The organism is Pseudidiomarina terrestris (assembly GCF_030466405.1).
In the GTDB taxonomy this organism is placed as follows: Bacteria; Pseudomonadota; Gammaproteobacteria; order Enterobacterales; family Alteromonadaceae; genus Pseudidiomarina; species Pseudidiomarina terrestris.
Window position 1 is genome coordinate 181728 of sequence record NZ_JAGGJF010000001.1, and the last position, 20882, is coordinate 202609.

Here is a 20882-nt window from a genome sequence, read left to right on the forward strand (position 1 = left end):
TAACGCATAGTGTAGATGGAATTGCTCACAGCGGCAAAACGGCCTCGCTTACTGCTGCTTACTGATGCGATAGATTCAACGCGTTGCGCAGCATACGTGCTTCGGTGTAATCAATCACGCCGTCGTCTACTAAGTTGTAGCTGACTTGTTTCTCACAATAGTTTGGACCGCTATACACTGGCTGGAACCAGCCCCATGGCGACGTTGGCGCGCTTGTCGTGTCATCTGCGCAAGCCGCGTAATGGTCCATGATGGAACAACCGTTAGCGTCGACATAGTTCGGCACACCCGAATCAATAACGCCGAACATCGCGTTTGGATCCAGCACTGAAGCAGGACAGGTGTCCAGCGTGTCGGCAATGCCATCGCCGTCGGCATCCTGAATGAAGTAGCGCAGTGTGTGAACACCTACATACACCCACGACACATTAAACCCGGCGCCATTGTCGATGATCAGAAGGCTTTCATAAGCATCTGGCTCATTGAGGATTTCCTGAAACCGGGGGAAAGCCGTTAGCTGTGAAAAAATCGTGGGACGCACGTTGTCCTGCATATTAAAATACGCCATGTAATTCTCACTGTTCAACGAGTAGGCCAACGTGTTAAATGAATACGTCTGATTATCCGTTTCAAATGAGCCAAATAAATTGACCGGAGTCGCTAATGGCGGCAGCTGGTATGGCGCAGGCAGTCCAAAATTAACTGGATTTCCCATGGCATCACGAAACTCATACGTGACTCGGATCAGGTTTCCATTATAAGTAAATCCCGTTGCTGCTGAACCGGTTAAGGGAATTGAAGTATCGTAAGTAAAATTCACGGTGACCGACGTTGCCGTCGAAGCACCTATGGTTCCGTCCGCGGTATAAATCTCACCAATGAATTCGCCCGATAATTCCTGAGCAGAAAGAGAGACACTGAACAGACCTGCAGCGATGAGCAGTAACGCTTTATTATGCTTCATTTTTAGTAACCTTATTTCTGGAGGGCAGGAATAAGATATAGGTGCTGTATAAAAATTAAGCAATATGCGGATGGTCATAGCGGCAAAACTGCCTCCGCCGAATCAGATACCATCTGCCTGACGACCGACCGCATGGTAGGTAATCGCCCCAAGCCTCGTCAGTCCATGACAACAGACGGCTACTCATCGATTAGGTCTCGATTTTTGCTTTTGCCAGCTTTGTATTGTGCTATTGAACGATTCAGATGTGCAGCATGCTGTACATCTCATTTCACCATCTCCCCAAAAGAGATCTCTCAGCTTTCGGATCTACCGAGCGCGCGCAAATGTCGGTATGATAGCCAGCTCACGCACCAGTAAGCATGCACAGGGCAATATCGCGACTCGACGTCCGCAAAGGATAAAGCATGATCACAGCCTCCAGCCTCAAAGAACTCGAAGCCATCGCCCGCCAAGCCGGTGATGCGATCATGGCCATTTATAACGCCGACGACTTTGCCGAGCGCATCGCCGTGCAGGCCAAAGGTGACGACAGCCCGCTGACCCAGGCCGATCTGGCGGCGCATGACATCATCAAAGCCGAACTCACCAAACTGTCCGATAGCGAGCTTGCCGCCCTGCCGCAGCTCTCCGAAGAATCCGCCGCCGTGCCCTGGCAAGAGCGCCAGCAATGGCAAAGCTACTGGCTCATCGACCCCCTCGATGGCACCAAAGAATTCATCAAGCGCAACGGCGAATTCACCGTCAACATCGCACTTATCCACAAAGGGCAGCCCTTCGCTGGGGTAGTCTATGCGCCCGCTACCGACACCATGTACAGCGCTGCCGAAGCTCTAGGCGCATGCAAAAATGGCAAGCCGATACGCGCACGTCAGGATGCAGACGCCGAAACCTTAAAAATCGTCGGCTCACGTTCGCACGCCTCACCCGGCTTGCAGGACTACCTCGACCAGCTCGACAAGCCTTACGAAATGGTGCCCATGGGCAGCTCATTGAAACTGTGCCTGGTCGCCGAGAGCAAAGCCCATTTGTACCCGCGCTTAGGTCCCACCAGCGAGTGGGATACTGCCGCAGCGCATGCAGTAGCGGTGGCTGCAGGCGCCAGCGTCACCACCACCGACGGTGAACCACTGCGCTACAATCAAAAAGCGTCGTTACTGAACCCATATTTCATAGTGAAGTAGCCCGTAGTTCTACTACGGGTCCAGCCAGCCGCACGCACCTCGGTTCGCTGCATTGCAGCAAGATGCTGATATACCCCACCACCGCAGCCGAATCAGCATTTGCCCCGCAGTAGAACTACGGGCTACAATCGATGCATCCATAACTAGAATAAGAAAGCGATGCATCTGACCCATTTGCAGCAACTGGAAGCCGAAGCCATTCATGTCATGCGCGAAGTGGTGGCGGAGTGTGGTAATCCAGCCATGCTCTACTCCGTCGGCAAAGACAGCTCGGTGATGCTGCATCTGGCGCGCAAAGCCTTTGCGCCCGGGCGTATTCCGTTCCCACTGCTGCACGTCGACACCACCTGGAAGTTCCGGGAGATGATCGCCTTTCGCGATAAAATGGCGGCCAAACACGGCTTCAAGTTGCTCACGCACACCAACCCTGACGGCCTCAAGCAAAACATCGGCCCGTTCACGCACGGCAGTGCCACGCACACCGACATCATGAAAACCCAGGCGCTGAAACAGGCACTCAATCAGCACCGCTTCGATGCCGTATTCGGCGGCGCCCGCAGAGACGAAGAAAAATCCCGCGCCAAAGAACGTATTTTCAGCTTCCGGGACGAAAATCATCGCTGGGATCCGCGCAATCAGCGCCCGGAGCTATGGAACATCTACAACACCCGCATCAAGCCCAAAGAAAGCCTGCGCGTGTTTCCGCTCAGCAACTGGACCGAACTCGACATCTGGCAGTACATTTACCGCGAAAGTATCGAAATACCTAGCCTGTACTTCGCCGCCAAACGGCCCGTGGTCGAACGGGACGGCACCCTGATCATGGTCGACGACGAGCGCATGCCACTTGAGCCCAACGAACAGCCGCAACAAAAAATGGTGCGCTTTCGTACACTGGGCTGCTATCCGCTTACCGGCGCTATCGAATCCAGCGCCACCACCTTGCCGGAAATTATTCAGGAAATGCTACTTGCCACCACCTCCGAACGCCAGGGCCGCGTCATCGATCACGATAGCAGCGGCTCAATGGAGAAAAAGAAAATGGAGGGGTACTTTTAACAGTACCGACGCGCAATCATGAGCCATCAGTCCCCGTTAATCGCTGAAAACATAGAAGAGTACCTCAAGCAACACGAGCGCAAGCAGCTGTTAAGATTTATCACCTGCGGCAGCGTCGACGACGGTAAAAGCACCCTCATCGGCCGCTTATTGCATGACAGTAAGCTGATTTACGACGATCAGTTACAGGCCCTGAAACGCACCCACAGCGACGAGGAAGTGAACCTTGCCGATCTGGTCGACGGCCTGCAAGCTGAGCGCGAGCAAGGCATCACCATCGACGTTGCGTACCGCTACTTCAGCACCGACAAGCGCAAGTTCATCATCGCCGACACCCCAGGCCACGAGCAATACACTCGCAACATGGCCACCGGTGCCAGCACCAGCGAGCTGGCCATCATCCTGATCGACGCCGCCAAAGGCGTACAGACTCAGACCAGACGTCACAGCTTTATTGTCAGTTTGCTCGGCATCAAACACGTCATCGTTGCCGTCAACAAGATGGACAGTGTCGACTACAGCCAGGCCCGTTACAAAGAGATCCAGCAACAGTACATCGAGCTGGCCGGGATCCTGGACATTCCCGACATCCACTTCGTGCCGATCAGTGCGCTCAAGGGCGACAACGTGGTTCACAAAAGCGAGCACACGCCCTGGTTCCGCGGCCGTACCCTGATGCAGTACCTCGAGACGCTCGAGATCCAAAAAGCCCAAGACAACGATTTCCGCTTTCCGGTGCAATGGGTGAATCGCCCATCGGCAGACTTTCGTGGCTACTCCGGCAACATTGCCTCGGGCACCGTGCACGTAGGCGATACCATTCGGGTGTTGCCCTCGGGCAAAGTCACCACGGTGAAGAGCATCGAAACCTTCGACGGTGCATTGCCGCAAGCACGCGCGCCACAGTCCATCACCCTGACCTTGAATGACGAGCTTGATGTTAGCCGCGGCGATATGATTGTCGAAAAAGACGCGCTGCCACACATGTCCAAACGTGTTCGCGCCAAGGTGGTGTGGATGCATGAGGAAGCGCTGCAGCCGGGTCGCGAGTACCTCTTGAAAATGGGCGCGCAGACGGTCACGGCGCAGTGTGAAAAAGTGCGCTATCGGGTCGACATCAATACCCTCAAAGAAGTCGACGACACCCAGTTGGGACTTAACGAAATCGGCCTGATTGATCTCAGTGCACTCAAGCCTTTGGTGTTTGATAGCTATCAAAACAATCGCGCCACGGGCGCCTTTATTCTGATCGATAAGCTCTCTAACGCCACCGTCGCTGCGGGCCTGGTCACCCAGCCGTTAAGTGACGCCGAAGAGTCAGTCGAGCAACAACGCACCGGTCCGGTGGTGTGGCAAGAGACCAGCGTCACCCAAGCCCAACGCGCAGCGCTGAAGCAACAAAAGCCAGTAGTGCTCTGGTTTACGGGTCTGTCGGGTGCAGGGAAATCGGCGATTGCCAATGCTGTGGAAGAGCGCTTGCACGCGTTGCAAAAACATACCTATTTATTAGATGGTGACAACGTTCGTCACGGTCTGAACGAAGGGCTGACCTTCAGTGAGGCGGATCGAATTGAAAATATCCGCCGTATTGGTGAAGTCGCAAAACTCATGACGGACGCAGGTTTGATTGTGCTAACGGCATTCATCTCGCCGTTACGGGCAAACCGTGAATTCGTGCGCTCGCGATTAGAGGACGGCGAATTTGTCGAGATTTTCGTCGACACACCATTAGCTGTGTGTGAGCAGCGTGACCCGAAAGGCCTCTATCAAAAAGCCCGTGCGGGCCAAATCGCCAACTTCACAGGCATCAGTTCGCCCTACGAGGTACCGCAGGCGCCCGAGCTTCGGCTCGACACCTCGGCCTTAACCATTGAACAAGCCACTGACCGCGTCATCGCCTACCTTACCGACCACAACTACTTGTAGGGTTGAAAATAAATGCATACGCCAAAGGAAGTACGACAAGCTATCATCGCTATATGGCTGACCATTTTCATTTCAGCTGTTATCGAGTTAGCGAACTACTGGACCGGCAATATCTCAGTCAATGATTTCGTTACTTTGGCTCTATTTTTCTGCATTCTCGGCCTATTCCCGTACAAAATTGCGAAAGGGAGTAACCGCGCCCGATGGGTTTACTGCACACTCGCCGTTCTTTCGGTCACCTTAAGTTTAGGAGGCGTTTTTGAAAGCACGACGACGATCGATTGGATTGGAACAGTTGTTATTATCCCGCTTGATATTTTCACGGTCATAAAACTATTCCAGGCGGACGCTTCAAACTGGTTTGAAAGCCACAGCAAGGCTCAGCCTAGTCAAAGCGTGTAGTTAGAACACGAGAACGCCTGGGGAACCTGAAAAACAAGGTGTAATCCCCCTTATCCACATCACTTCTTCAACAGCGTCCCACGTATCAGGTATTGCAGCACCGCAATCGCCAGAATCACCCCAGCAATTAAGTTCAGTATATAACGCACGAGCTCGAACATGGGTTGCATAGTGTCGGCAGTTATCACACCAGCCGAATCTCTCGCGGGCGTCAGTAAGAGCTCAAAGATAAATCCTACACCCCATAGCGCCAGGGCTAGTAAGATGCCAGCAACCAAGGCTTGCGCTGGTGGCTTTTTAATTGTTCGATTGATGAAGTTCGTGCTTTGTCCTCTCATACTGCGCCATACCCGTTGACGTCAGTTTCGCGATTCAGCTTCGATGCCGCGAAGGCAGCCTCGCGAAGCGCATCATTTTTAATGACTGTTCCGGCTTCTTCTAGCACGTCTATGACGGTCACCAGCCGGAAAATTTGGGTATTTCCGACGCAAGTCATGGCATGTACACCGAGTGTCTTGTCCCGGAGAATGCTCTGGATTCGCTGACGAGAAACATCATAGAATTTCGCGATATCTGTTGGTCCGACGTAGTCAGGCTTAGCTTCCAGTATTCGTGCGCCAGGAAGCGCTGCTAACACTTGCTGTTTCGCATTCATGAGCGCATCAAGCGCAGCATTATCCTCGCGACTAAACTCGAGTAGCACCTCGCCTTTACGACCATGGCTTACCAACGCGTCATCACAACCTGCTTCGAATAAACGATCGTCGATTTGGTCTCGATTCAACTGACATTCAGAAACGTCAAAGCGCAAGCTAAACTCATAATTCTTCATGTTTGCGGTCTCTATATCCTTAGAAGGATGCTTTTTCCGATTGGTCATAAGATAGTTCCTTCATTATCAGTTGTCAATTGACAACCCTCCGCAACCTGAAGCGCTAGCAATTCATCAAAGATCATAATGCAGACCTGTAATCCCCTTGATCTGAAGCGAGTCGCCCAAAGGTAATAGGCAGTACGCAAATTCACCGAACGAGAGAAGCGAGGTTCTGGATGCGAGTAGCAGTGGTAGGAGCCAATGGGAAAATAGGTCAGCAGCTGGTCGAGCTGCTAAAAGGTGATACGGCGCACGAGGCTGTGGCGCTGGTGCGCAAGGAAGAGCAGCAACAGCAGTGGCAGGAAAAAGGCGTGGAAGCACGTCTGGCTGATTTAGAGGAACCGGTGGCGCAGCTGGCCGATGCTTTAGCAGGCGTTGACGCCGTGGCGTTTACGGCAGGTTCAGGCGGTGGCAGCGGCGACGATAAGACCTTACTGGTCGATCTCGACGGTGCAGTGAAAACCATGGAAGCCGCGCAAGCCAATAGCATCAAGCGCTTTGTGATGGTCAGCGCTTGGCAGGCCAACAACCGCGAGAACTGGGCAGACGAGCTTAAGCCCTACTACGCCGCCAAGCATTACGCCGATCGCGAGCTGATGCGCAGTGACTTAGAGTGGACCATCGTCCGACCGGGCGCGCTCACCGATGACAAAGGCAGCGGACGCGTCGACATTGGCGAGCATCTGCCCGCCGGCAAGATCCCGCGCGAAGACGTGGCGCACGTTTTACTGGGCTGTCTGACCACCGCCGGCATGGTGGGCAAAGCGTTTGATGTGATGTCTGCGGATTAAAAATGGTACCGATGCCTGCTAAGCAGGTGTTCCCCTGGTAGCCCGTAGTTCTACTACGGGTCTAACTCAAACCCACCGCAATACACCGACAAAAGGAGAAAACTAACGTGCAAGTGGATACTCTTTAATCAGGCTTTCAGCCGGAATATTTAGTTTTGTATGTAACCGGCGGATCATACTGATGCTTAATTTCCGTTTACGGCTCATCACTTCGCTAACACGACTGCGGTAACCGATAATCTCCACAAGATCAATATCCCTTAAACCGAGTTGATCCATACGGAAACGAATAGCTTCAATAGGATCAGGAGTTTCGATAGGAAATTCAGCTTCCTCAAATGCTGCGACCAAAGTTGTCAAAACATCAAGCTCATCGCCCTCTGGGGTGTTCGGTTCAGCGTCCCATAGCTCATCGATGCGCTGGAGCGCAGCACGATGATCTGCAATAGTTTTGATTGGCTTAACGTGCATAAACACCTCTATATAGTCGTTGCTTAGCACCAAGCCGTTTTAATAATATTTCAGTTACGGATAAGTTCGTGGACATACGACTTGGCCATAAGGCAATACCTTCGTCGAGCCAGACGAATAAACACAAACAGTTCGCCCACTACCACTCTTCCGTGTATCGACAAGTGTTTGGCTGGTATCTAGTGAGTTTAACGGGTTAGACTGGTACTCATAAAGCGGTTCATTGTTACCTTGAAAGTAAGTCGGCTGTTGAACTTGTGGAGCTTGATAAGTTGGCGTGTAACTAGACGATTGCCGCATGGCGTTGCCACCTTGTTCGAGCCCTTTCGCGAAAGCTAAAAACGCATCTGACCATGAGAAAGCATTGGCTTTGCGTTGTTGCAGTTGCTGTAAGTATTGTTGTCGAGATCGCTCATCCTTCTGAGCAGTCAACGCTGTTTTGCGTTTAATCGAAGATTCATACTTCGCAAGCTCACCTCCATCTTTGCATATTTCGAAATATCTATCGTTATCAATCGCCGCAATTGGATTACTCGATGTGCCACAAATACGTTGACGGTACTTAGCAATCTTCTCTTGGGACGCTTTTACAATAGGCACAATATCACGTTCGCTGCGCTCGAATGCTTTGATATAATTTTCAAAAAAAACTGCAAACTGGGGCGGTACCTTAACCTCTTTGTTGGTCACCACTTCGAATGCACGATTACCACCTTCCCAAAAGTGTATTTGATAAAAACCTACTGCTTTATCCTTTTGTTGAATGTAGTAAAACCTCTGAGCGTCTGAATGATAGCTACTCTCAATTACCGCAAAATAAGATAGCCCACCTTCGTTTAGTATATACATAACGGCTGATGAATCCGTTCGCCTCACTTTTGCGACCTCACTTCCATCTACTAAGATCACGTCTCCCATCACTGCATTAAAATCAACCGTTGAGGGTGCGTTATTTACTTGTACAATGCGCCCCGCGAAGCTTACTTCTTCCTGCAACTTCGCTTTTGTGAAAAAATAACTGCCGTCGGAATAGTCAATGAAATAGTAAATATCTGCAGGCATATCTTTAGATTCAATTTGAAGAAGTAATGACTCGGACCAATTTTCTCCCGAAATGAATAAACGCCCTAAGCCTTGTGCGTAACCGTCTTTACAAGCACCATCCCAGTAGATGCTCTCAATTCGTTCCTCTTCTGTTTCAGGCGCCTTGATTTGACATTGTTCGGTTAAATTTTGCGGCTGGAACCAAGATATTTCATTTCTTTCTTGGCTGTTATCCTGATATACAGCCAACGTGCGACTTAGCTCATCAGATGTCACCGTTCGCACAGATGCACAACCCGATACTAAAGCTGAAATAAATATGACACACAGAACGTTTTTCATGGATCCCTCTCACCCCTCCTAATAATTACAATTACCTTACACGCATATTACAATGTTGCCAATTAACTAACGGTATTTTTCAAGATAGTAGACATTTCGATTGGGTTCGGTGGACTGTCTGACCACCGACGGCATGGTGGGCAAAGCGTTTGATGTGATGTCTGCTGATTAAGCCCGTAGCAAAACTACGGGCTTCGGGCTAAGGGCTACAGTTAGCCGCAAGTACCAGGTTTAGCCAGATCGAGGTCGGCGATAGCTTTTTTCGCGACTTCAGGATCGACGACTTCGAGGTTGGCGCCGCCAACGAACACGCCCATCTTAATGTACTGGCGAACAAAGTAGTTTTTGCCGCCTTCGGTTTCGAGCACAAGATCATTTGGCGAAAATTCAGACTCAGTGGATAAGGTGTGCTGACGATCGCCCTCTACGTCCAGGTGGAAAAAGATATTGGGCGCTGTTTCGCCAATACACTTCTCATTCAGCCACACCGACTTCTTCAGCGCACCGCCAAAACTGCTATCACGGTAAATATATAACCCTGCATTGTTACCCGTCGGCGCATCGAAGGCTTTCGCTGCGGCTGAGTTCTCCGCACTCTCTAAAGGTACGGACGCACATCCAGAAAGAGTAAGAGCCACAATTCCCAACGCGCTTAGAAACTTTAAGTTCATGAAGTATCCCTATTATTAATTGTTGTATTTAGGTTTTATTGCGGGATGATTTTATTGGATTTTTTCGTTTGAAACCAGAAGTTTGTAGAGTGAAAACTGATCCACTGAGGGTGCGGCCATCGTGTTCCCGATTGCCATAGGTATTGCCGAGAGTCTGGGCGTGAACATCATGCCCTTTGTGATGGCAGTGGCCTTTGGCGCCTCAGCAAGCTTTATCAGCCCCTTCGGCTTTCAGACCAAACTGATGGTGATGAACGGGGGCAACTACCGGTTTGGCGACTTTACCCGAATTGGCGTGCTGGTGGTGATTGTTTATTGCGTGACTGCGCTGTGGCTGATCCCGCGGCTGTTTTCCCTGGTGATACGTTTTATGCTGCTACCGGCAATGTAAAAATGGCCCCTCATTGGATAAATTTTGCTCCGTCGGTATCAAAAAACTCAACAACCAGATAATGCTCATCTTCGCACATTCAAAACGAATTCCGCACAAACGCGCTGATGCCACGTCTCAGTGAAATTATCTCGAAGCGTAACTTTCCGACTCGCGTTAGCCAAACGGTAGACCTGTTCAAGAGATACCAAATGATCACGCCAACCGTATTCAATAGCTAAGCGCATAGGGTGCCGATCTGGGCTGGACAAGAACCATACTTCCGCACCAAGTAGCAGGCTTGCTTGTGTTAAAAGGTGACGTTCACCGTCGTCAACGTCGGCGATCCCCGAATACTGCATCGAGGCAAGCAATATTTGTTCATCCCCAGGCGAGTATATCTTCATCTTTTCCCGCAACAACATCTCATCAATAGTGAACTTAGGGTCTCTATTCTGTGCGCCCGTTTGAGTTTCAATAATACACATGTCAACGGTCGCTAAGTTCAAGCATCCCATCATCTCGTTCAATATCGACACTCGATGAGCCTCAATGATCACATTTGTATCCACTAAAATCAGATCGTCCCTGTTCATCCCTCTTCCTTCCCCGATTAGATATCAAACGGTACGGCCATATCATGCTGCTCGAAGGCGCACCGCAAGGCATCAATCGAGATGCCTAAAATGCTGGCAACACGGCGTACAGAAATCAGGCCATGCTGAATTCCCTCTGACAAAACGGACAAATATGACTCACTCAAAAGCTTATGAGGCTTCAAGTTCTCAGTGTCACCATTGCCCGGAGCACGGTCTTGTTCAAGCATCCGCTTCGCTTCGGTGGTTGTCAAACGCTCTAAAGCCACGAGGCGCCACACCAACGCCTCGACGGATACCTCGAAATCATTAGCAACTGGCATCAATGATTCGATTGACAATGCCTCAGGCAAGACAGCAAGAAGCTCCTGCGCAGGCATTAATAGTGCCCCAGCAAATGCATCAGCGAGTTGTTCAATACGCGAACGCTTGCCTCCAGCATTCATTTGCACACGATCGATATGGTTAGGCTTCATTGTGCGCCAAGTCAGACAATGAAAGAGTTCATGAGCTTTATCAAAATTACGCCGGCCACGAACCTGATTCGCGTTGATGACAGCCAACAACGCTTCATCGGAGACCATGGCAGCACCCGAAATATGAGCTGGCAAATCCAGATAAATACAATCAACATGCATGGCATCGAAAAGCTTATGGAGAACTTGACCCGGGCGATCACCTAGCTTGAATTCTGCTCCAATTTTTTCAGCCGCATTCTGTGCATCCTCATAAGAGTTGCGCTCCCCCAAAGGTAAAGACGAAATCGCTACTGGCGTGATATTTAGCTTGCGCCGCAAGGTCGTCATCAAATTTAAAATCCGTCGTCCGCGTTCTTCAAAATCAACAAAAGCGGCACCCTCGTTGTCAGTGCGCCAACTAAATTCAACATCTATTGCTGGCTCGAACGCGTCAAGAAAGGCCATGGGTTGCACTTGCAATGCTTGTGCAAAACGCGTCAATTCGTCGGGTTTAACCAGACGCTCGCCACGCTCAATGTCAGATAGCGTTTGCCGCTGATTAAATTCCATGAGTTCACTCAGCGCTTGCTGTTTGAGGCCAAGACGCTTACGAAAATAGGTAATGCGTTGCGCAATCAGGTGTTGCTGTTCGGTTTGACGTTCCATGTTAGCTAGCTCGCGTGAAATTTAGCTATAGTTTATCTTGCATTTACATTTATGCAAGGTTTTTCGGATCCCTCTGGCAGCATATTTGACGGTATCAGCGGTACTTGGATCCGGAACTTCATCGCTTCAATAAAACCCCACGCACTAAATACTGCAGCACCGAAGCCAGTAGTATAAAGCCGGCGAAAATATTCAGCAGACCTCGTACAAGTTCAACCATGGGCTGCAGTGTGTCGGCAGTGATCACGCCTGGCGCAGCCTCGTCGGGAGTAACGAAGAGCTGAAAGAAGAATCCTGCGGTCCATATGGCAATTGCCAACAGGACACCCGAGACCAGCGCTTCGGCTGGAGGCTTGTTCATCATCTGCGTCAAAAGGTTGTTGTTGTGACGTGCCATTCGATAATTCTCCCCCTTAAACAAAAAAGCGGTACCCGCCAAAAATCTGCCATATGACTACAAAAAATACACGTGGTTCCTTTCTCCACCCAAGGAACCCACTCCTCGACCATCGGCCCAACCTCCCATTGCACCCAACTTATTTGACATTATCAAAACATAATATTAAAACTGTGTTCAACATTAAAAGGAGGCAAGCGGCGTGCTTTATGCTCTCTACTGCCTTTTGCCCTATCACATCGGTCGTGGTAGCAATACAGCGCGATGGATTTACACGGTATTGTCCGCGTTGGGCTTAGTCTTGTTTCTAGGGCTGGGCTTCGCCGATATGCCACCGCCAGATGCGATTGCCTCTATTATCGTAACCCCAATCACAATATTCGCGATCGTGCGGCTGTTTCAGGAGAGTTCGGTGGATTGGTTTGAAGCACAGGGGACGAATTGATATGCGTAATTTAATAGATTTCTTCAGCGCACACCCAGAAAGAGTAAGAGCCACAATTCCCAACGCGCTTAGAAACCAGAAGTTTGAAATGGGGGAGAATGACAAAATCTTACTCCGCAAAAGAAGATTGCTTTAAGTTTCAGTAAGTAAGCAAGCACTCACCGTACAGACCTTGTTAAATAAAGGGTCGCAAACCCAAAAAAATCAACAGAGCCGAGGTCTGACCGGTTTGTTTTTGATTGTACTCTGCCCAACTCGGTGGAAGAATGAGCATGCAAGTCACCTCAAGTAGAGGGCGCTTGGTTGTACAACGTTGAGTTGATAAAAGGCAAAATCATCGAAAGGTGATGACGCAAAGTTACCTGTCTAAAGGCTGCTATGCAAAAGCCCATGATCGAGGAACCACCACACAATGTTTAAGCGAGATATCTACGTTTTTATAGCTGTGGCTTTTCGGAAGACATTCTACTAGTTGAATACTTCTTCTCAAGGTTGTTCTTTATGCGTATTACTGCGCTCACAGTTGTTTTTGTGGAGAACACATATGAAAAAGCTAATCTTAACCTCTCTTATCGCTACTGGTGTAATGTCTGCAGCGCACGCAGCAACGGAAACGTCCACGTTTCAAGTGACCGCTGAAGTTGCCGCAAGCTGTCAAATTACCACCAACTCATTAGCCTTTGGTTCATTTGACCCATCTGTAGGAACAACAGGTTCTGCGAGCCTCGACGTTGCTTGTACGTCCGGCTCAACAGGTACGGTCACCCTGGAATCAGGAAATATGTGGGCGATGTCAGACGGTACCAACTCGCTGAACTATGCTTTGTATACCGATGCAAGTCATACCTCGGTGTGGAACAACGTAACAGCATCGCAATCAGTGACGGGCGCGGGTCTTGCGACTCCGAGCACCTTCACCGTTTACGGTAAAATCGACGCACAACCGGCAGCAACTGTCTCTGCTGGCTACGCCGATACTGTTACGGTCACAGTAACTTACTAAAAGCAACTTACTAAAAGAAAATGAGCCTTTTAAATCTGACAAAAGGCCGTGAAAAGCAGGCTAGCAACTCTAGCCTGCCTTTTTATCAACGGTTCAAAATTTCTATTTTCATCACCCTGCTTACCCTGGTCGGCTGCTCTGCAGTTCAGGCAAACACCTTGGGCGTCTCACCCGTGCGTGTGGAGCTGTCAGCAGCAACACCGCTGGCATCCATTACGGTGACCAACTCAAGTGATCAGGCCAAAACGATTCAGCTGAGTCTTTTCGAATGGCGTCAGCAGGGCCAGGAAACCAGCTTAACCGCAACCAAAGAACTGATTGCGGCACCGCCCATTGCCGAAATCCCACCCCACCAGACACAAATTGTGCGGGTTGGCCTGCGGGCGCAGCCTGATGCGCAAACGGAAAAGTCGTACCGGCTGATGATCAGGGAACTACCGCCACAAGACAATGTTGGCATCGCGATTACCTTACGCATTTCTATTCCGGTGTTTGTAGCCCCCGAACAAGCTGCCGAACATCAGTTGCAGTGGCGGCTTGAAACGCGTGATAACGCGACCTTTCTGGTCGCCCAAAATACTGGCACCGCGCACGCGAAAATTAACGAACTTGAAGTAGAGCAACCCGTGCTTGCTCAGTCCGCACCAACCGGCAATATCTATGTATTGCCCGGCAGCTACTATGAATGGCAGCTGCAAGACAGTGTCAGTCAGTACCCAGAAATTGTCGTTCAAGCAAGGATTCATGACGATAGAGTTTCGACCACGCTATCGACGCAGTAAATGATGTTGTCCGTCGCCCGTACCTTAGCCTTGCTGCTGACGCTTGCCGTTGCTGCCCTGTTCGGCGCTGCGCCGCAAGCGCAGGAATCTACCGCTGTGGAAGAACTCTGGGTCGATGTTACGCTGAACCGGCAACAGGGCTTTGGCACTGTATTGGCGCTGGTCCGCGAGGGCGACGTATTGCTTGCGGCAGGTGACCTGAAGCGCTGGCGGGTGGAGTTACCCGAGCAAGCGACTCTGCAGCACTACGGCGAAAGTTATTACTCACTTAAGCAACTGAATACCGAGTACAACCTCAATCGTTCGCTCATGCGCTTAAGTTTGGAGCTCCCTCCCGAGCTTTTCAGCGAAAGTAAGCTGCAAGGCTACCAGCGGCCGCCCATCGAGTTATCGCCCTCGGCGCCGGGCGCCTACTTCAATTACGATGTCACAGCGACCCATGACACCTTCATGACCAGCGCCGCCGGGTTTCTCGAGCTAGGGCTGTTCAACGCGTGGGGAAGTTTGAACCAGACCTCAGTGCATAGGTACAACAGCGATGCCGCGGACACTGAATCATTGCGACTGAACACCGTCTGGCGTAGCGATTTCCCCGAGCGGATGAACTCCTTGTACATCGGTGATTTCGTTACCCGTTCGGCCGGCTGGAGTCGTGATGTGCGTCTGGCCGGGATCAAATGGGAAACGAATTTTGCCACCCAGCCGGAAATGATCAAAGTCCCGACGCTTGCCTTTACAGGCCTGGCAACCGAACCTTCGACGGTCGATCTCTATATCAATGACGCCCTGCGCTTTCGTCAGCGGGTGCCCACCGGCCCCTTTGCCATCGACGAGCTGCCGTCAATTACCGGGTACGGCGATGTGCAATTGGTAGTTACGGATCTGCTGGGCCGGCAACGTGCGATCTCGCAGAGCTACTTTACCGCCCGCCGTGCATTGCGGGCGGGGCTGCACGACTATTCCTACGCCCTGGGTACCGTTCGCCAGGACTATGGCCTGAACAGCGGCGACTACAGCAACTGGCTGGCCGATATCCACCACCGCTACGGTGTCAGCAATGACTTCACTGCTGAGGTGACGGCGCGACTGAGCGATGATTACCAACAACTCGGCGTCAGTGGCATTCAGGCCTTACCATGGCAGAATTCCATGACCTTCGCCCTGGTCGGCAACCATCATAGCCAAGGCAAAGGGCAACTGCTGCAACTGGGGCTGCAACATCAACGTCGTCAGTTTAACTTCGGTGTCGACGCGCAAAAAGCTTTTGCGGACTTTCGCATCAGTCCGCGGATTCAGCAGCAGCCACTGCCGTATCCCAAGTTGCAGCTGAGGTCTTACCTAAGCGTGTCGGGTACGCCTTTGGGCAACTTACGCCTGGCCTACACCCGTCAGCAGCGCGACGATGAAAACCTGGCCTTTATGAACGCCGGACTCACCAAGCACCTGCCGGGGCTGGGCCACTTATCCCTGCATGGACTCAAGTTTTTCAAAGGTGAGCAAGACTTTCAGCTCTCGCTAGCGCTGAACATTCCTTTCGGCAAAGGCGCAAACTTCAGCACCGGCGCAACCCATTACACCGAGCGCGATACTGCGTTTATGCAAGTGCAACGGCAAACTCCGGTGGGGCACGGCGTGGGTTATCGGCTGCGCCAGGGCTTTTTCGATCGGCCGCGCAGCCAGGCTGACTTAAAATTCAATAGCTCGGTGGGCAGCTTTGCCGCCAACTATTCGCGCACTGACAATTTACAGGCGTATCGCGCCACAGCCAGGGGCTCACTGAGTTACGTCGGCGGCTACCTGTCGTTAGGTCAGCCGGTGCGTGACAGCTTTGGCCTGGTGCATGTGCCGGGCACCGAAAACGTGCGGGTTTACGCCGAAAACCAGCATATTGCCACCACAGATGAGGAAGGCTTTGCCTTTATTCCACGCTTGCGCGCCTACCAGCGCAACCGCATACGCCTTGATGCGACAGACTTTCCCCTCAGTACCACGGTGGCTACCTTACAGCGCGAAATCGCACCGTATCACCGCAGCGGCGTCGTGATCACCTTCCCCATCGCCAGCTCTGCCAGCGTGATGCTGAACCTTGTCAACGCGGAAGGTGCTTTTATTCCCGTTGGCGCCAAAGCCTACCTTGCCGGGCAGGATGACCCCGTACCGGTGGGGTATGAAGGCTTACTCTACCTGACCGATAGCCAGGGCAAGCAGCAGGTTGAAGTGCATTACCAGCAAAATGGCGAAATGCAGCAATGCCTGCTTGAATTTGAGGTACCGCAAGATGGCACCAGCCTGCACGATTTAGGAAAGCGCACATGCGACGCCTCGGTGTAAAGCAATTGGTCTACGCCACGGCTCTGGCACTGTGGCTAGGTAACTCCAGCGCTTTGGCGAGCTGCCTGGTGTCGGCGCAAGGCGTCAGTTTTGGCAGCCACGATAGTTTGGCCAGTGCGCCCACCGAGAGCACCGGCGTCGTTGAGGTCAGTTGTGACACCCAAACCAGTTATAGCATTTTACTGAGCGCTGGCTCTGGCACTTATAGCGAACGCAAAATGTTCAACGCTGAACATGCACTTAGCTACAACCTGTATACCGCCCCCACGTATTCGTTTATCTGGGGGGATGGTTCCGGCGCGACCGCCACGGTCAGCGGCACGACCTCGACCACTCAATTGCATGACATCTATGGACGTGTGCCAGCTGGGCAGGAGGTCGCCGTGGGTGTTTACAGCGACACGATTATGGTGACTATTGAGTTTTGAAAACTACCTTTCCCCATAACAGAACAAAAAAAGCGGCACCTGCGCCAGCAGATACCGCTTTTCATAAGCGAACATTGAACCGAGTTGCGAGTCTGCCCCGCAGCAGAACTGCGGGCTACTTCGATGCGAGCGCCAGCACTTCGCGTACGACGGCGCAGGTTTTCTCAATTTCGGCAGAGGTCAACGTCGGGTGCACCAAAAACATCAACGATGTCTCACCAAGCTCGCGGGCGACAGGCAATGGCTCTGATGGTCGCCAACCGGTGTCATCGAAAGCTTTCTCTAAATACACTTCAGAGCAAGAGCCTTGGAAGCAAGGCACGCCGCGATCAACGATTTCAGAAACGATACGGTCGCGTGTCCAGCCTTCCACCAAATGCTGAGGCTCAACAAAGCAGTAGTGCTTATAACATGCATGCTCCATGTGCGAAGGCACAGCTGGTGTACGTACCACAGAAAACTCAGAGCAAGCTTTGGTAATAGCTGCTGTATTGCGCTGACGTGCAGCCGTCCAGTCATTCATGCGGCGCAGTTGAATGCGCCCAATTGCGGCTTGCATTTCCATCATGCGCCAGTTGGTGCCGAAGCTTTCATGCAGCCAGCGAAAGCCTGGTGGATGTTCGCGCTCGTATACGGCTTCATAACTTTTTCCGTGATCTTTAAATGACCACATTTTGCGCCACAGGGCTTCGTCGTTGGTGGTGACCATGCCGCCCTCGCCGCCGGTGGTCATGATTTTGTCTTGGCAAAAGGACCATGCGCCGATGTGGCCAATGCTCCCCACTGCGCGTCCTTTGTAGCGTGCGCCATGGGCTTGGGCGCAATCTTCAATGACAAACAAACCGTGCTTGTCGGCCAAGGCCATAATGGCGTCCATTTCGGCAGGACGTCCAGCCAAATGCACCACGATAATGGCTTTGGTGCGCGGAGTGATGACCGGCTCGATGGTGTGCGCTTCGATGTTCTGCGAGTCACGATCGATGTCGGCAAAGACTGGCGTAGCGCCTGCGTTCACCACCGTTGAAATCGATGCAATAAAGGTACGTGGAGTTACGATAACTTTATCCCCCTCACCCACGCCCAACGCTTTCAATGCGACATCCAGCGCTAAAGTACCGTTGCCGAGTGCGACAGCATATGACGCATCAGCCCATGCAGCGAACTCCTTTTCAAACTCGCGGCATTCGGTGCCTGTCCAATAATTTACTTTGTTCGACAGAATGATGTCGTGAACCGCCTTGGCTTCTTCTTCTGTGAATGATGGCCAGAGTGAGAATGGAGTGTTTAACATAAAACGAATAATTTCCTATCGCTTGATGAGAGCTGCGGGTGAGCCGACAATGGTCTGCTTATCGCCTACGTTGCGAATGACAACTGAACCAGCACCAACAGTAACGTCGTCGCCTATTTTAACTAACTGAATAACCGAACTACCCATGCCGATCCAGCTGAAGCATCCAACGCGAACCCCGCCAGCAAGCGTGGCATTTGGACAAATATGTGAGTAATCACCAACTAAGCAGTCATGCTCAACCACGGCACCTGAGTTGACGATAACTCCCTCTCCGATAACAACATCCGCATTGATAACCGCGTTGGGCATGACAATACTTCCCTTACCCAGTCTAACTGATGGACTGACCACTGCAGATGGGTGAACCAATGCAGACGAAACACTCGCGAGTCGTTGTTGTATTGCAGCGCGCTTTTTGGCATTGCCAATTGCAACAATCGAGACGTCATAATTCGTCGTAGCATCCTGTGATGCACTGGCAACATTTCCAAGTACGGGGTAGCCATAAAGCTCACCGATTTCTTTCCAACGATCGTCATAGAATGTAATAGTTTCACAACCAAGCGACCGCGCAATATCGGCTATAACTTTTCCATGCCCACTTGCACCAATAATTGCGAGACGCTTAATCATTTCGATGACCCTTTAAACTTTTCAATGGTGACGTGACCCTCGGCAGAGATCCCCTCACGCTTAAAGACTTTTTTAACAGTCATGAACAAGATTTTGATGTCGAGCCAAAGCGAGCGATTATCAACGTACCATACATCCAGCTTAAACTTTTCTTCCCAACTAATTGTGTTTCGGCCATTCACCTGTGCCCAGCCAGTGACGCCGGGGCGCACCTCATGCCGGCGCGCTTGTTCAGTGCTATAAAGCTCGAGGTACTCCATCAACAAAGGTCGCGGACCGACAAGGCTCATATCGCCTTTCAAAACGTTCCAAAGCTCTGGTAACTCATCGAGGCTGGTGGCGCGGAGGAACGCACCTAATTTTGTAATGCGTTCCAAGTCCGATAACGAGTTACCATTTGCGTCAATGGAATCACGCATTGTCCTGAATTTAATCATGCGAAAAGGTTGTCCATTTAAACCAGGGCGAATTTGAGTAAAAAGTATCGGCGCTCCAAGCTTAAAACGAATAATGATACTTAACATCAATATTATCGGCGCTAAAAAGAGCGATCCAAATAACGCCACAAAAAAATCTAATACTCGCTTCACTTTTTTATTAATTCCATAGCTTTAAGCATAGACTCATTAACTTTATTCACATCGTACTTTTCACATGCTATTTCTCGAGAACGCTTTCCCATTTTTTCGATCAATTCAGGCTCCTTAATAAAGCGCTCCATCGCCAAAACCAATGCTTGCACTGACTTAACAGCGACCAAAAATCCATTATCACCATTTACTACTGTTTCCCGGCAACCTGGAGCGTCTGTCGTTATAATAGGACGGCCGTTAGCCATCGCCTCGAGCACTGTTCTCGGGGTTCCTTCTCGGTAAGAGGGCAAAACATAAACTGAACAATCCTTCAATGCAGGGCGCACATCATCTAACTGGCCTAGATACTCAATCACTCCTTCATCTTGCCAAGCTGAAATTTCCTCAGCACGAATTGAATCCGGATTTTCGTCTACTGCACCAGCCAATCGAAACAGAATTCTTGAATTATTTTCACGTACTTCGCGAGCGGCCCGTACGTACTCTCGGACGCCCTTGTCCCCTAAAAGTCGAGCTATTAGAAGAAAGCTAATTTGTTTTTTAGGTAACGGTTCGTTTTTAAACTCTATAAGGTCAACTCCAGAACCATTGACCACCTTTGACGGAACTCGCTGAGGAATCAAGTTTAACTTTCGGAATAATCGCTCATCATCTGGGTTTTGAAAGAACACTAGCTCTGCTTTACCTAACGCAACTCCATATAATTTGCGGACAACTTTTTGAACTAGCATACGCTTGCCCCGAGCGTCACCCGTGAAGGCATAACCCAACCCCGTAATAAGTGCCACTCGGCGAGGGACCCCGGCCAGCCAAGCCGAAAGGGTGCCGTAAATCACTGGCTTGATAGTATATGCCAGCGTCAGATCTGGGCGGACTTTGCGTATCAGTCGGATTAGCTTCGCTAAAGCCATTAAATCTTTGGAAGGATTAATTCGCGCTCGCTCGAAAGGGAGATCATGGCAGCTTACTCCCCACTCAGATAGCGAATTAACTATCTTTGCGTCTGACAAAAGCTCGGGGGCCGCTGCATGAACTTCCAAACCTGTGTCGCACAGTGCTTTTATAAGAGGTCCACGAAAATTAATTAATGAACGATTAAAGCCTGCAATAACTAAAACTCGATGTGGCGCTACTTTACTGTTAGACATCTTATGATTC

At 50.9% G+C, this 20882-nt stretch carries 23 protein-coding genes and 1 riboswitch; of the genes, 10 read left to right on the plus strand and 13 right to left on the minus strand.

The window, feature by feature from the left end; translation table 11 throughout:
• Positions 1 to 58 precede the first annotated feature (58 nt).
• Entirely contained in the window at positions 59 to 964 is a 906-nt protein-coding gene (locus J6J34_RS00805; RefSeq protein ID WP_301898312.1) for a hypothetical protein, read from the minus strand.
• 407 nt (positions 965 to 1371) lie between these two features.
• On the opposite strand from J6J34_RS00805, the gene cysQ reads away from it, so the two are divergent.
• From cysQ to J6J34_RS00825, 4 genes are all read left to right on the plus strand, one after another.
• Entirely contained in the window at positions 1372 to 2148 is a 777-nt protein-coding gene (gene cysQ / locus J6J34_RS00810; RefSeq protein WP_301898313.1) for a 3'(2'),5'-bisphosphate nucleotidase CysQ, read from the plus strand.
• 159 nt (positions 2149 to 2307) lie between these two features.
• On the plus strand, positions 2308 to 3207 hold the full coding sequence (cysD, locus tag J6J34_RS00815) for a sulfate adenylyltransferase subunit CysD (RefSeq protein WP_301898314.1): 900 nt from the start codon (positions 2308 to 2310) through the stop codon (positions 3205 to 3207).
• An 18-nt stretch (positions 3208 to 3225) separates the two neighbouring features.
• Positions 3226 to 5133 (plus strand): sulfate adenylyltransferase subunit CysN, encoded by a 1908-nt coding sequence (cysN, locus tag J6J34_RS00820; protein WP_301898315.1) that lies wholly within the window; start codon positions 3226 to 3228, stop codon positions 5131 to 5133.
• 12 nt (positions 5134 to 5145) lie between these two features.
• The gene (locus J6J34_RS00825) at positions 5146 to 5535 is read left to right on the plus strand and encodes a hypothetical protein (RefSeq protein ID WP_301898316.1); all 390 of its coding nucleotides are present in this window, start codon (positions 5146 to 5148) and stop codon (positions 5533 to 5535) included.
• Positions 5536 to 5594: 59 nt separating this feature from the next.
• Here the strand turns inward: J6J34_RS00825 and J6J34_RS00830 are convergent, their stop codons facing one another.
• Together J6J34_RS00830 and J6J34_RS00835 are read right to left on the minus strand one after the other, a co-directional pair.
• Positions 5595 to 5873, minus strand: a complete 279-nt coding sequence (locus J6J34_RS00830; protein WP_301898317.1) for a hypothetical protein — start codon at positions 5871 to 5873, stop codon at positions 5595 to 5597.
• Positions 5870 to 6415 (minus strand): hypothetical protein, encoded by a 546-nt coding sequence (locus J6J34_RS00835; RefSeq protein WP_301898318.1) that lies wholly within the window; start codon positions 6413 to 6415, stop codon positions 5870 to 5872. The genes J6J34_RS00830 and J6J34_RS00835 overlap by 4 nt, the downstream gene beginning before the upstream one ends.
• A gap of 170 nt (positions 6416 to 6585) precedes the next feature.
• On the opposite strand from J6J34_RS00835, the gene J6J34_RS00840 reads away from it, so the two are divergent.
• Positions 6586 to 7200, plus strand: coding sequence for an SDR family oxidoreductase (locus J6J34_RS00840; protein WP_301898319.1), 615 nt, complete (start codon positions 6586 to 6588; stop codon positions 7198 to 7200).
• Positions 7201 to 7302: 102 nt separating this feature from the next.
• Here the strand turns inward: J6J34_RS00840 and J6J34_RS00845 are convergent, their stop codons facing one another.
• The 3 genes from J6J34_RS00845 to J6J34_RS00855 all read right to left on the minus strand — a co-directional run bounded on the left by J6J34_RS00845 (position 7303) and on the right by J6J34_RS00855 (position 9728).
• A complete protein-coding gene (locus J6J34_RS00845) occupies positions 7303 to 7671 on the minus strand; it encodes a helix-turn-helix domain-containing protein (protein WP_301898320.1) in 369 nt (122 codons plus the stop codon).
• Positions 7672 to 7725: 54 nt separating this feature from the next.
• Positions 7726 to 9057 (minus strand): hypothetical protein, encoded by a 1332-nt coding sequence (locus J6J34_RS00850; RefSeq protein ID WP_301898321.1) that lies wholly within the window; start codon positions 9055 to 9057, stop codon positions 7726 to 7728.
• 212 nt (positions 9058 to 9269) lie between these two features.
• Positions 9270 to 9728 (minus strand): DUF2846 domain-containing protein, encoded by a 459-nt coding sequence (locus J6J34_RS00855; RefSeq protein WP_301898322.1) that lies wholly within the window; start codon positions 9726 to 9728, stop codon positions 9270 to 9272.
• Positions 9729 to 9849: 121 nt separating this feature from the next.
• Here J6J34_RS00855 and J6J34_RS00860 point away from each other — a divergent pair, with 121 nt between their 5' ends.
• Positions 9850 to 10119 carry a transporter permease gene (locus J6J34_RS00860; protein ID WP_301898323.1) on the plus strand — a complete coding sequence of 90 codons (270 nt, stop codon included), beginning with the start codon at positions 9850 to 9852 and terminating at the stop codon, positions 10117 to 10119.
• A 65-nt stretch (positions 10120 to 10184) separates the two neighbouring features.
• Here J6J34_RS00860 and J6J34_RS00865 read toward each other — a convergent pair whose 3' ends face one another.
• The 3 genes from J6J34_RS00865 to J6J34_RS00875 all read right to left on the minus strand — a co-directional run bounded on the left by J6J34_RS00865 (position 10185) and on the right by J6J34_RS00875 (position 12215).
• Positions 10185 to 10694 carry a hypothetical protein gene (locus J6J34_RS00865; RefSeq protein WP_301835944.1) on the minus strand — a complete coding sequence of 170 codons (510 nt, stop codon included), beginning with the start codon at positions 10692 to 10694 and terminating at the stop codon, positions 10185 to 10187.
• A 17-nt stretch (positions 10695 to 10711) separates the two neighbouring features.
• The gene (locus J6J34_RS00870; protein WP_301898324.1) at positions 10712 to 11818 is read right to left on the minus strand and encodes a helix-turn-helix domain-containing protein; all 1107 of its coding nucleotides are present in this window, start codon (positions 11816 to 11818) and stop codon (positions 10712 to 10714) included.
• Between the two features lie 118 nt (positions 11819 to 11936).
• A complete protein-coding gene (locus tag J6J34_RS00875; RefSeq protein WP_301898325.1) occupies positions 11937 to 12215 on the minus strand; it encodes a hypothetical protein in 279 nt (92 codons plus the stop codon).
• A gap of 762 nt (positions 12216 to 12977) precedes the next feature.
• Positions 12978 to 13070, plus strand: a riboswitch (cyclic di-GMP riboswitch).
• Between the two features lie 134 nt (positions 13071 to 13204).
• Here J6J34_RS00875 and J6J34_RS00880 point away from each other — a divergent pair.
• The 4 genes from J6J34_RS00880 to J6J34_RS00895 are packed head-to-tail and all read left to right on the plus strand — an operon-like array spanning position 13205 to position 17204.
• Positions 13205 to 13663 carry a Csu type fimbrial protein gene (locus J6J34_RS00880; RefSeq protein WP_301774481.1) on the plus strand — a complete coding sequence of 153 codons (459 nt, stop codon included), beginning with the start codon at positions 13205 to 13207 and terminating at the stop codon, positions 13661 to 13663.
• 20 nt (positions 13664 to 13683) lie between these two features.
• On the plus strand, positions 13684 to 14445 hold the full coding sequence (locus tag J6J34_RS00885; RefSeq protein ID WP_301898326.1) for a fimbrial biogenesis chaperone: 762 nt from the start codon (positions 13684 to 13686) through the stop codon (positions 14443 to 14445).
• Positions 14446 to 16776 carry a fimbria/pilus outer membrane usher protein gene (locus J6J34_RS00890; protein WP_301898327.1) on the plus strand — a complete coding sequence of 777 codons (2331 nt, stop codon included), beginning with the start codon at positions 14446 to 14448 and terminating at the stop codon, positions 16774 to 16776. It begins immediately after the preceding gene.
• Positions 16758 to 17204 (plus strand): Csu type fimbrial protein, encoded by a 447-nt coding sequence (locus tag J6J34_RS00895; protein ID WP_301898328.1) that lies wholly within the window; start codon positions 16758 to 16760, stop codon positions 17202 to 17204. Before J6J34_RS00890 ends, J6J34_RS00895 begins: the two co-directional genes overlap by 19 nt.
• Before the next feature lie 115 nt (positions 17205 to 17319).
• Here the strand turns inward: J6J34_RS00895 and J6J34_RS00900 are convergent, their stop codons facing one another.
• From J6J34_RS00900 to J6J34_RS00915, 4 genes are read right to left on the minus strand one after another with little or no spacing between them, the layout of a single operon-like run.
• Positions 17320 to 18495, minus strand: coding sequence for a DegT/DnrJ/EryC1/StrS family aminotransferase (locus J6J34_RS00900; protein WP_301898329.1), 1176 nt, complete (start codon positions 18493 to 18495; stop codon positions 17320 to 17322).
• A gap of 15 nt (positions 18496 to 18510) precedes the next feature.
• Positions 18511 to 19131 (minus strand): acetyltransferase, encoded by a 621-nt coding sequence (locus J6J34_RS00905; protein WP_301898330.1) that lies wholly within the window; start codon positions 19129 to 19131, stop codon positions 18511 to 18513.
• The gene (locus tag J6J34_RS00910) at positions 19128 to 19721 is read right to left on the minus strand and encodes a sugar transferase (RefSeq protein ID WP_301898331.1); all 594 of its coding nucleotides are present in this window, start codon (positions 19719 to 19721) and stop codon (positions 19128 to 19130) included. The genes J6J34_RS00905 and J6J34_RS00910 overlap by 4 nt, the downstream gene beginning before the upstream one ends.
• Complete coding sequence (locus J6J34_RS00915) at positions 19718 to 20872, minus strand: glycosyltransferase family 4 protein (RefSeq protein WP_301898332.1); 1155 nt, start codon at positions 20870 to 20872, stop codon at positions 19718 to 19720. The genes J6J34_RS00910 and J6J34_RS00915 overlap by 4 nt, the downstream gene beginning before the upstream one ends.
• Between the last annotated feature and the right edge of the window lie 10 nt (positions 20873 to 20882).

Excerpts from the sequence above, each read along its gene's own strand:
- J6J34_RS00805 (WP_301898312.1), bottom strand. The coding sequence starts at position 964 with ATGAAGCATAATAAAGCGTTACTGCTCATCGCTGCAGGTCTGTTCAGT.
- cysQ (WP_301898313.1), top strand. The coding sequence starts at position 1,372 with ATGATCACAGCCTCCAGCCTCAAAGAACTCGAAGCCATCGCCCGCCAA.
- cysD (WP_301898314.1), top strand. The coding sequence starts at position 2,308 with ATGCATCTGACCCATTTGCAGCAACTGGAAGCCGAAGCCATTCATGTC.
- cysN (WP_301898315.1), top strand. The coding sequence starts at position 3,226 with ATGAGCCATCAGTCCCCGTTAATCGCTGAAAACATAGAAGAGTACCTC.
- J6J34_RS00825 (WP_301898316.1), top strand. The coding sequence starts at position 5,146 with ATGCATACGCCAAAGGAAGTACGACAAGCTATCATCGCTATATGGCTG.
- J6J34_RS00830 (WP_301898317.1), bottom strand. The coding sequence starts at position 5,873 with ATGAGAGGACAAAGCACGAACTTCATCAATCGAACAATTAAAAAGCCA.
- J6J34_RS00835 (WP_301898318.1), bottom strand. The coding sequence starts at position 6,415 with ATGACCAATCGGAAAAAGCATCCTTCTAAGGATATAGAGACCGCAAAC.
- J6J34_RS00840 (WP_301898319.1), top strand. The coding sequence starts at position 6,586 with ATGCGAGTAGCAGTGGTAGGAGCCAATGGGAAAATAGGTCAGCAGCTG.
- J6J34_RS00845 (WP_301898320.1), bottom strand. The coding sequence starts at position 7,671 with ATGCACGTTAAGCCAATCAAAACTATTGCAGATCATCGTGCTGCGCTC.
- J6J34_RS00850 (WP_301898321.1), bottom strand. The coding sequence starts at position 9,057 with ATGAAAAACGTTCTGTGTGTCATATTTATTTCAGCTTTAGTATCGGGT.
- J6J34_RS00855 (WP_301898322.1), bottom strand. The coding sequence starts at position 9,728 with ATGAACTTAAAGTTTCTAAGCGCGTTGGGAATTGTGGCTCTTACTCTT.
- J6J34_RS00865 (WP_301835944.1), bottom strand. The coding sequence starts at position 10,694 with ATGAACAGGGACGATCTGATTTTAGTGGATACAAATGTGATCATTGAG.
- J6J34_RS00870 (WP_301898324.1), bottom strand. The coding sequence starts at position 11,818 with ATGGAACGTCAAACCGAACAGCAACACCTGATTGCGCAACGCATTACC.
- J6J34_RS00875 (WP_301898325.1), bottom strand. The coding sequence starts at position 12,215 with ATGGCACGTCACAACAACAACCTTTTGACGCAGATGATGAACAAGCCT.
- J6J34_RS00880 (WP_301774481.1), top strand. The coding sequence starts at position 13,205 with ATGAAAAAGCTAATCTTAACCTCTCTTATCGCTACTGGTGTAATGTCT.
- J6J34_RS00885 (WP_301898326.1), top strand. The coding sequence starts at position 13,684 with ATGAGCCTTTTAAATCTGACAAAAGGCCGTGAAAAGCAGGCTAGCAAC.
- J6J34_RS00890 (WP_301898327.1), top strand. The coding sequence starts at position 14,446 with ATGATGTTGTCCGTCGCCCGTACCTTAGCCTTGCTGCTGACGCTTGCC.
- J6J34_RS00895 (WP_301898328.1), top strand. The coding sequence starts at position 16,758 with ATGCGACGCCTCGGTGTAAAGCAATTGGTCTACGCCACGGCTCTGGCA.
- J6J34_RS00900 (WP_301898329.1), bottom strand. The coding sequence starts at position 18,495 with ATGTTAAACACTCCATTCTCACTCTGGCCATCATTCACAGAAGAAGAA.
- J6J34_RS00905 (WP_301898330.1), bottom strand. The coding sequence starts at position 19,131 with ATGATTAAGCGTCTCGCAATTATTGGTGCAAGTGGGCATGGAAAAGTT.
- J6J34_RS00915 (WP_301898332.1), bottom strand. The coding sequence starts at position 20,872 with ATGTCTAACAGTAAAGTAGCGCCACATCGAGTTTTAGTTATTGCAGGC.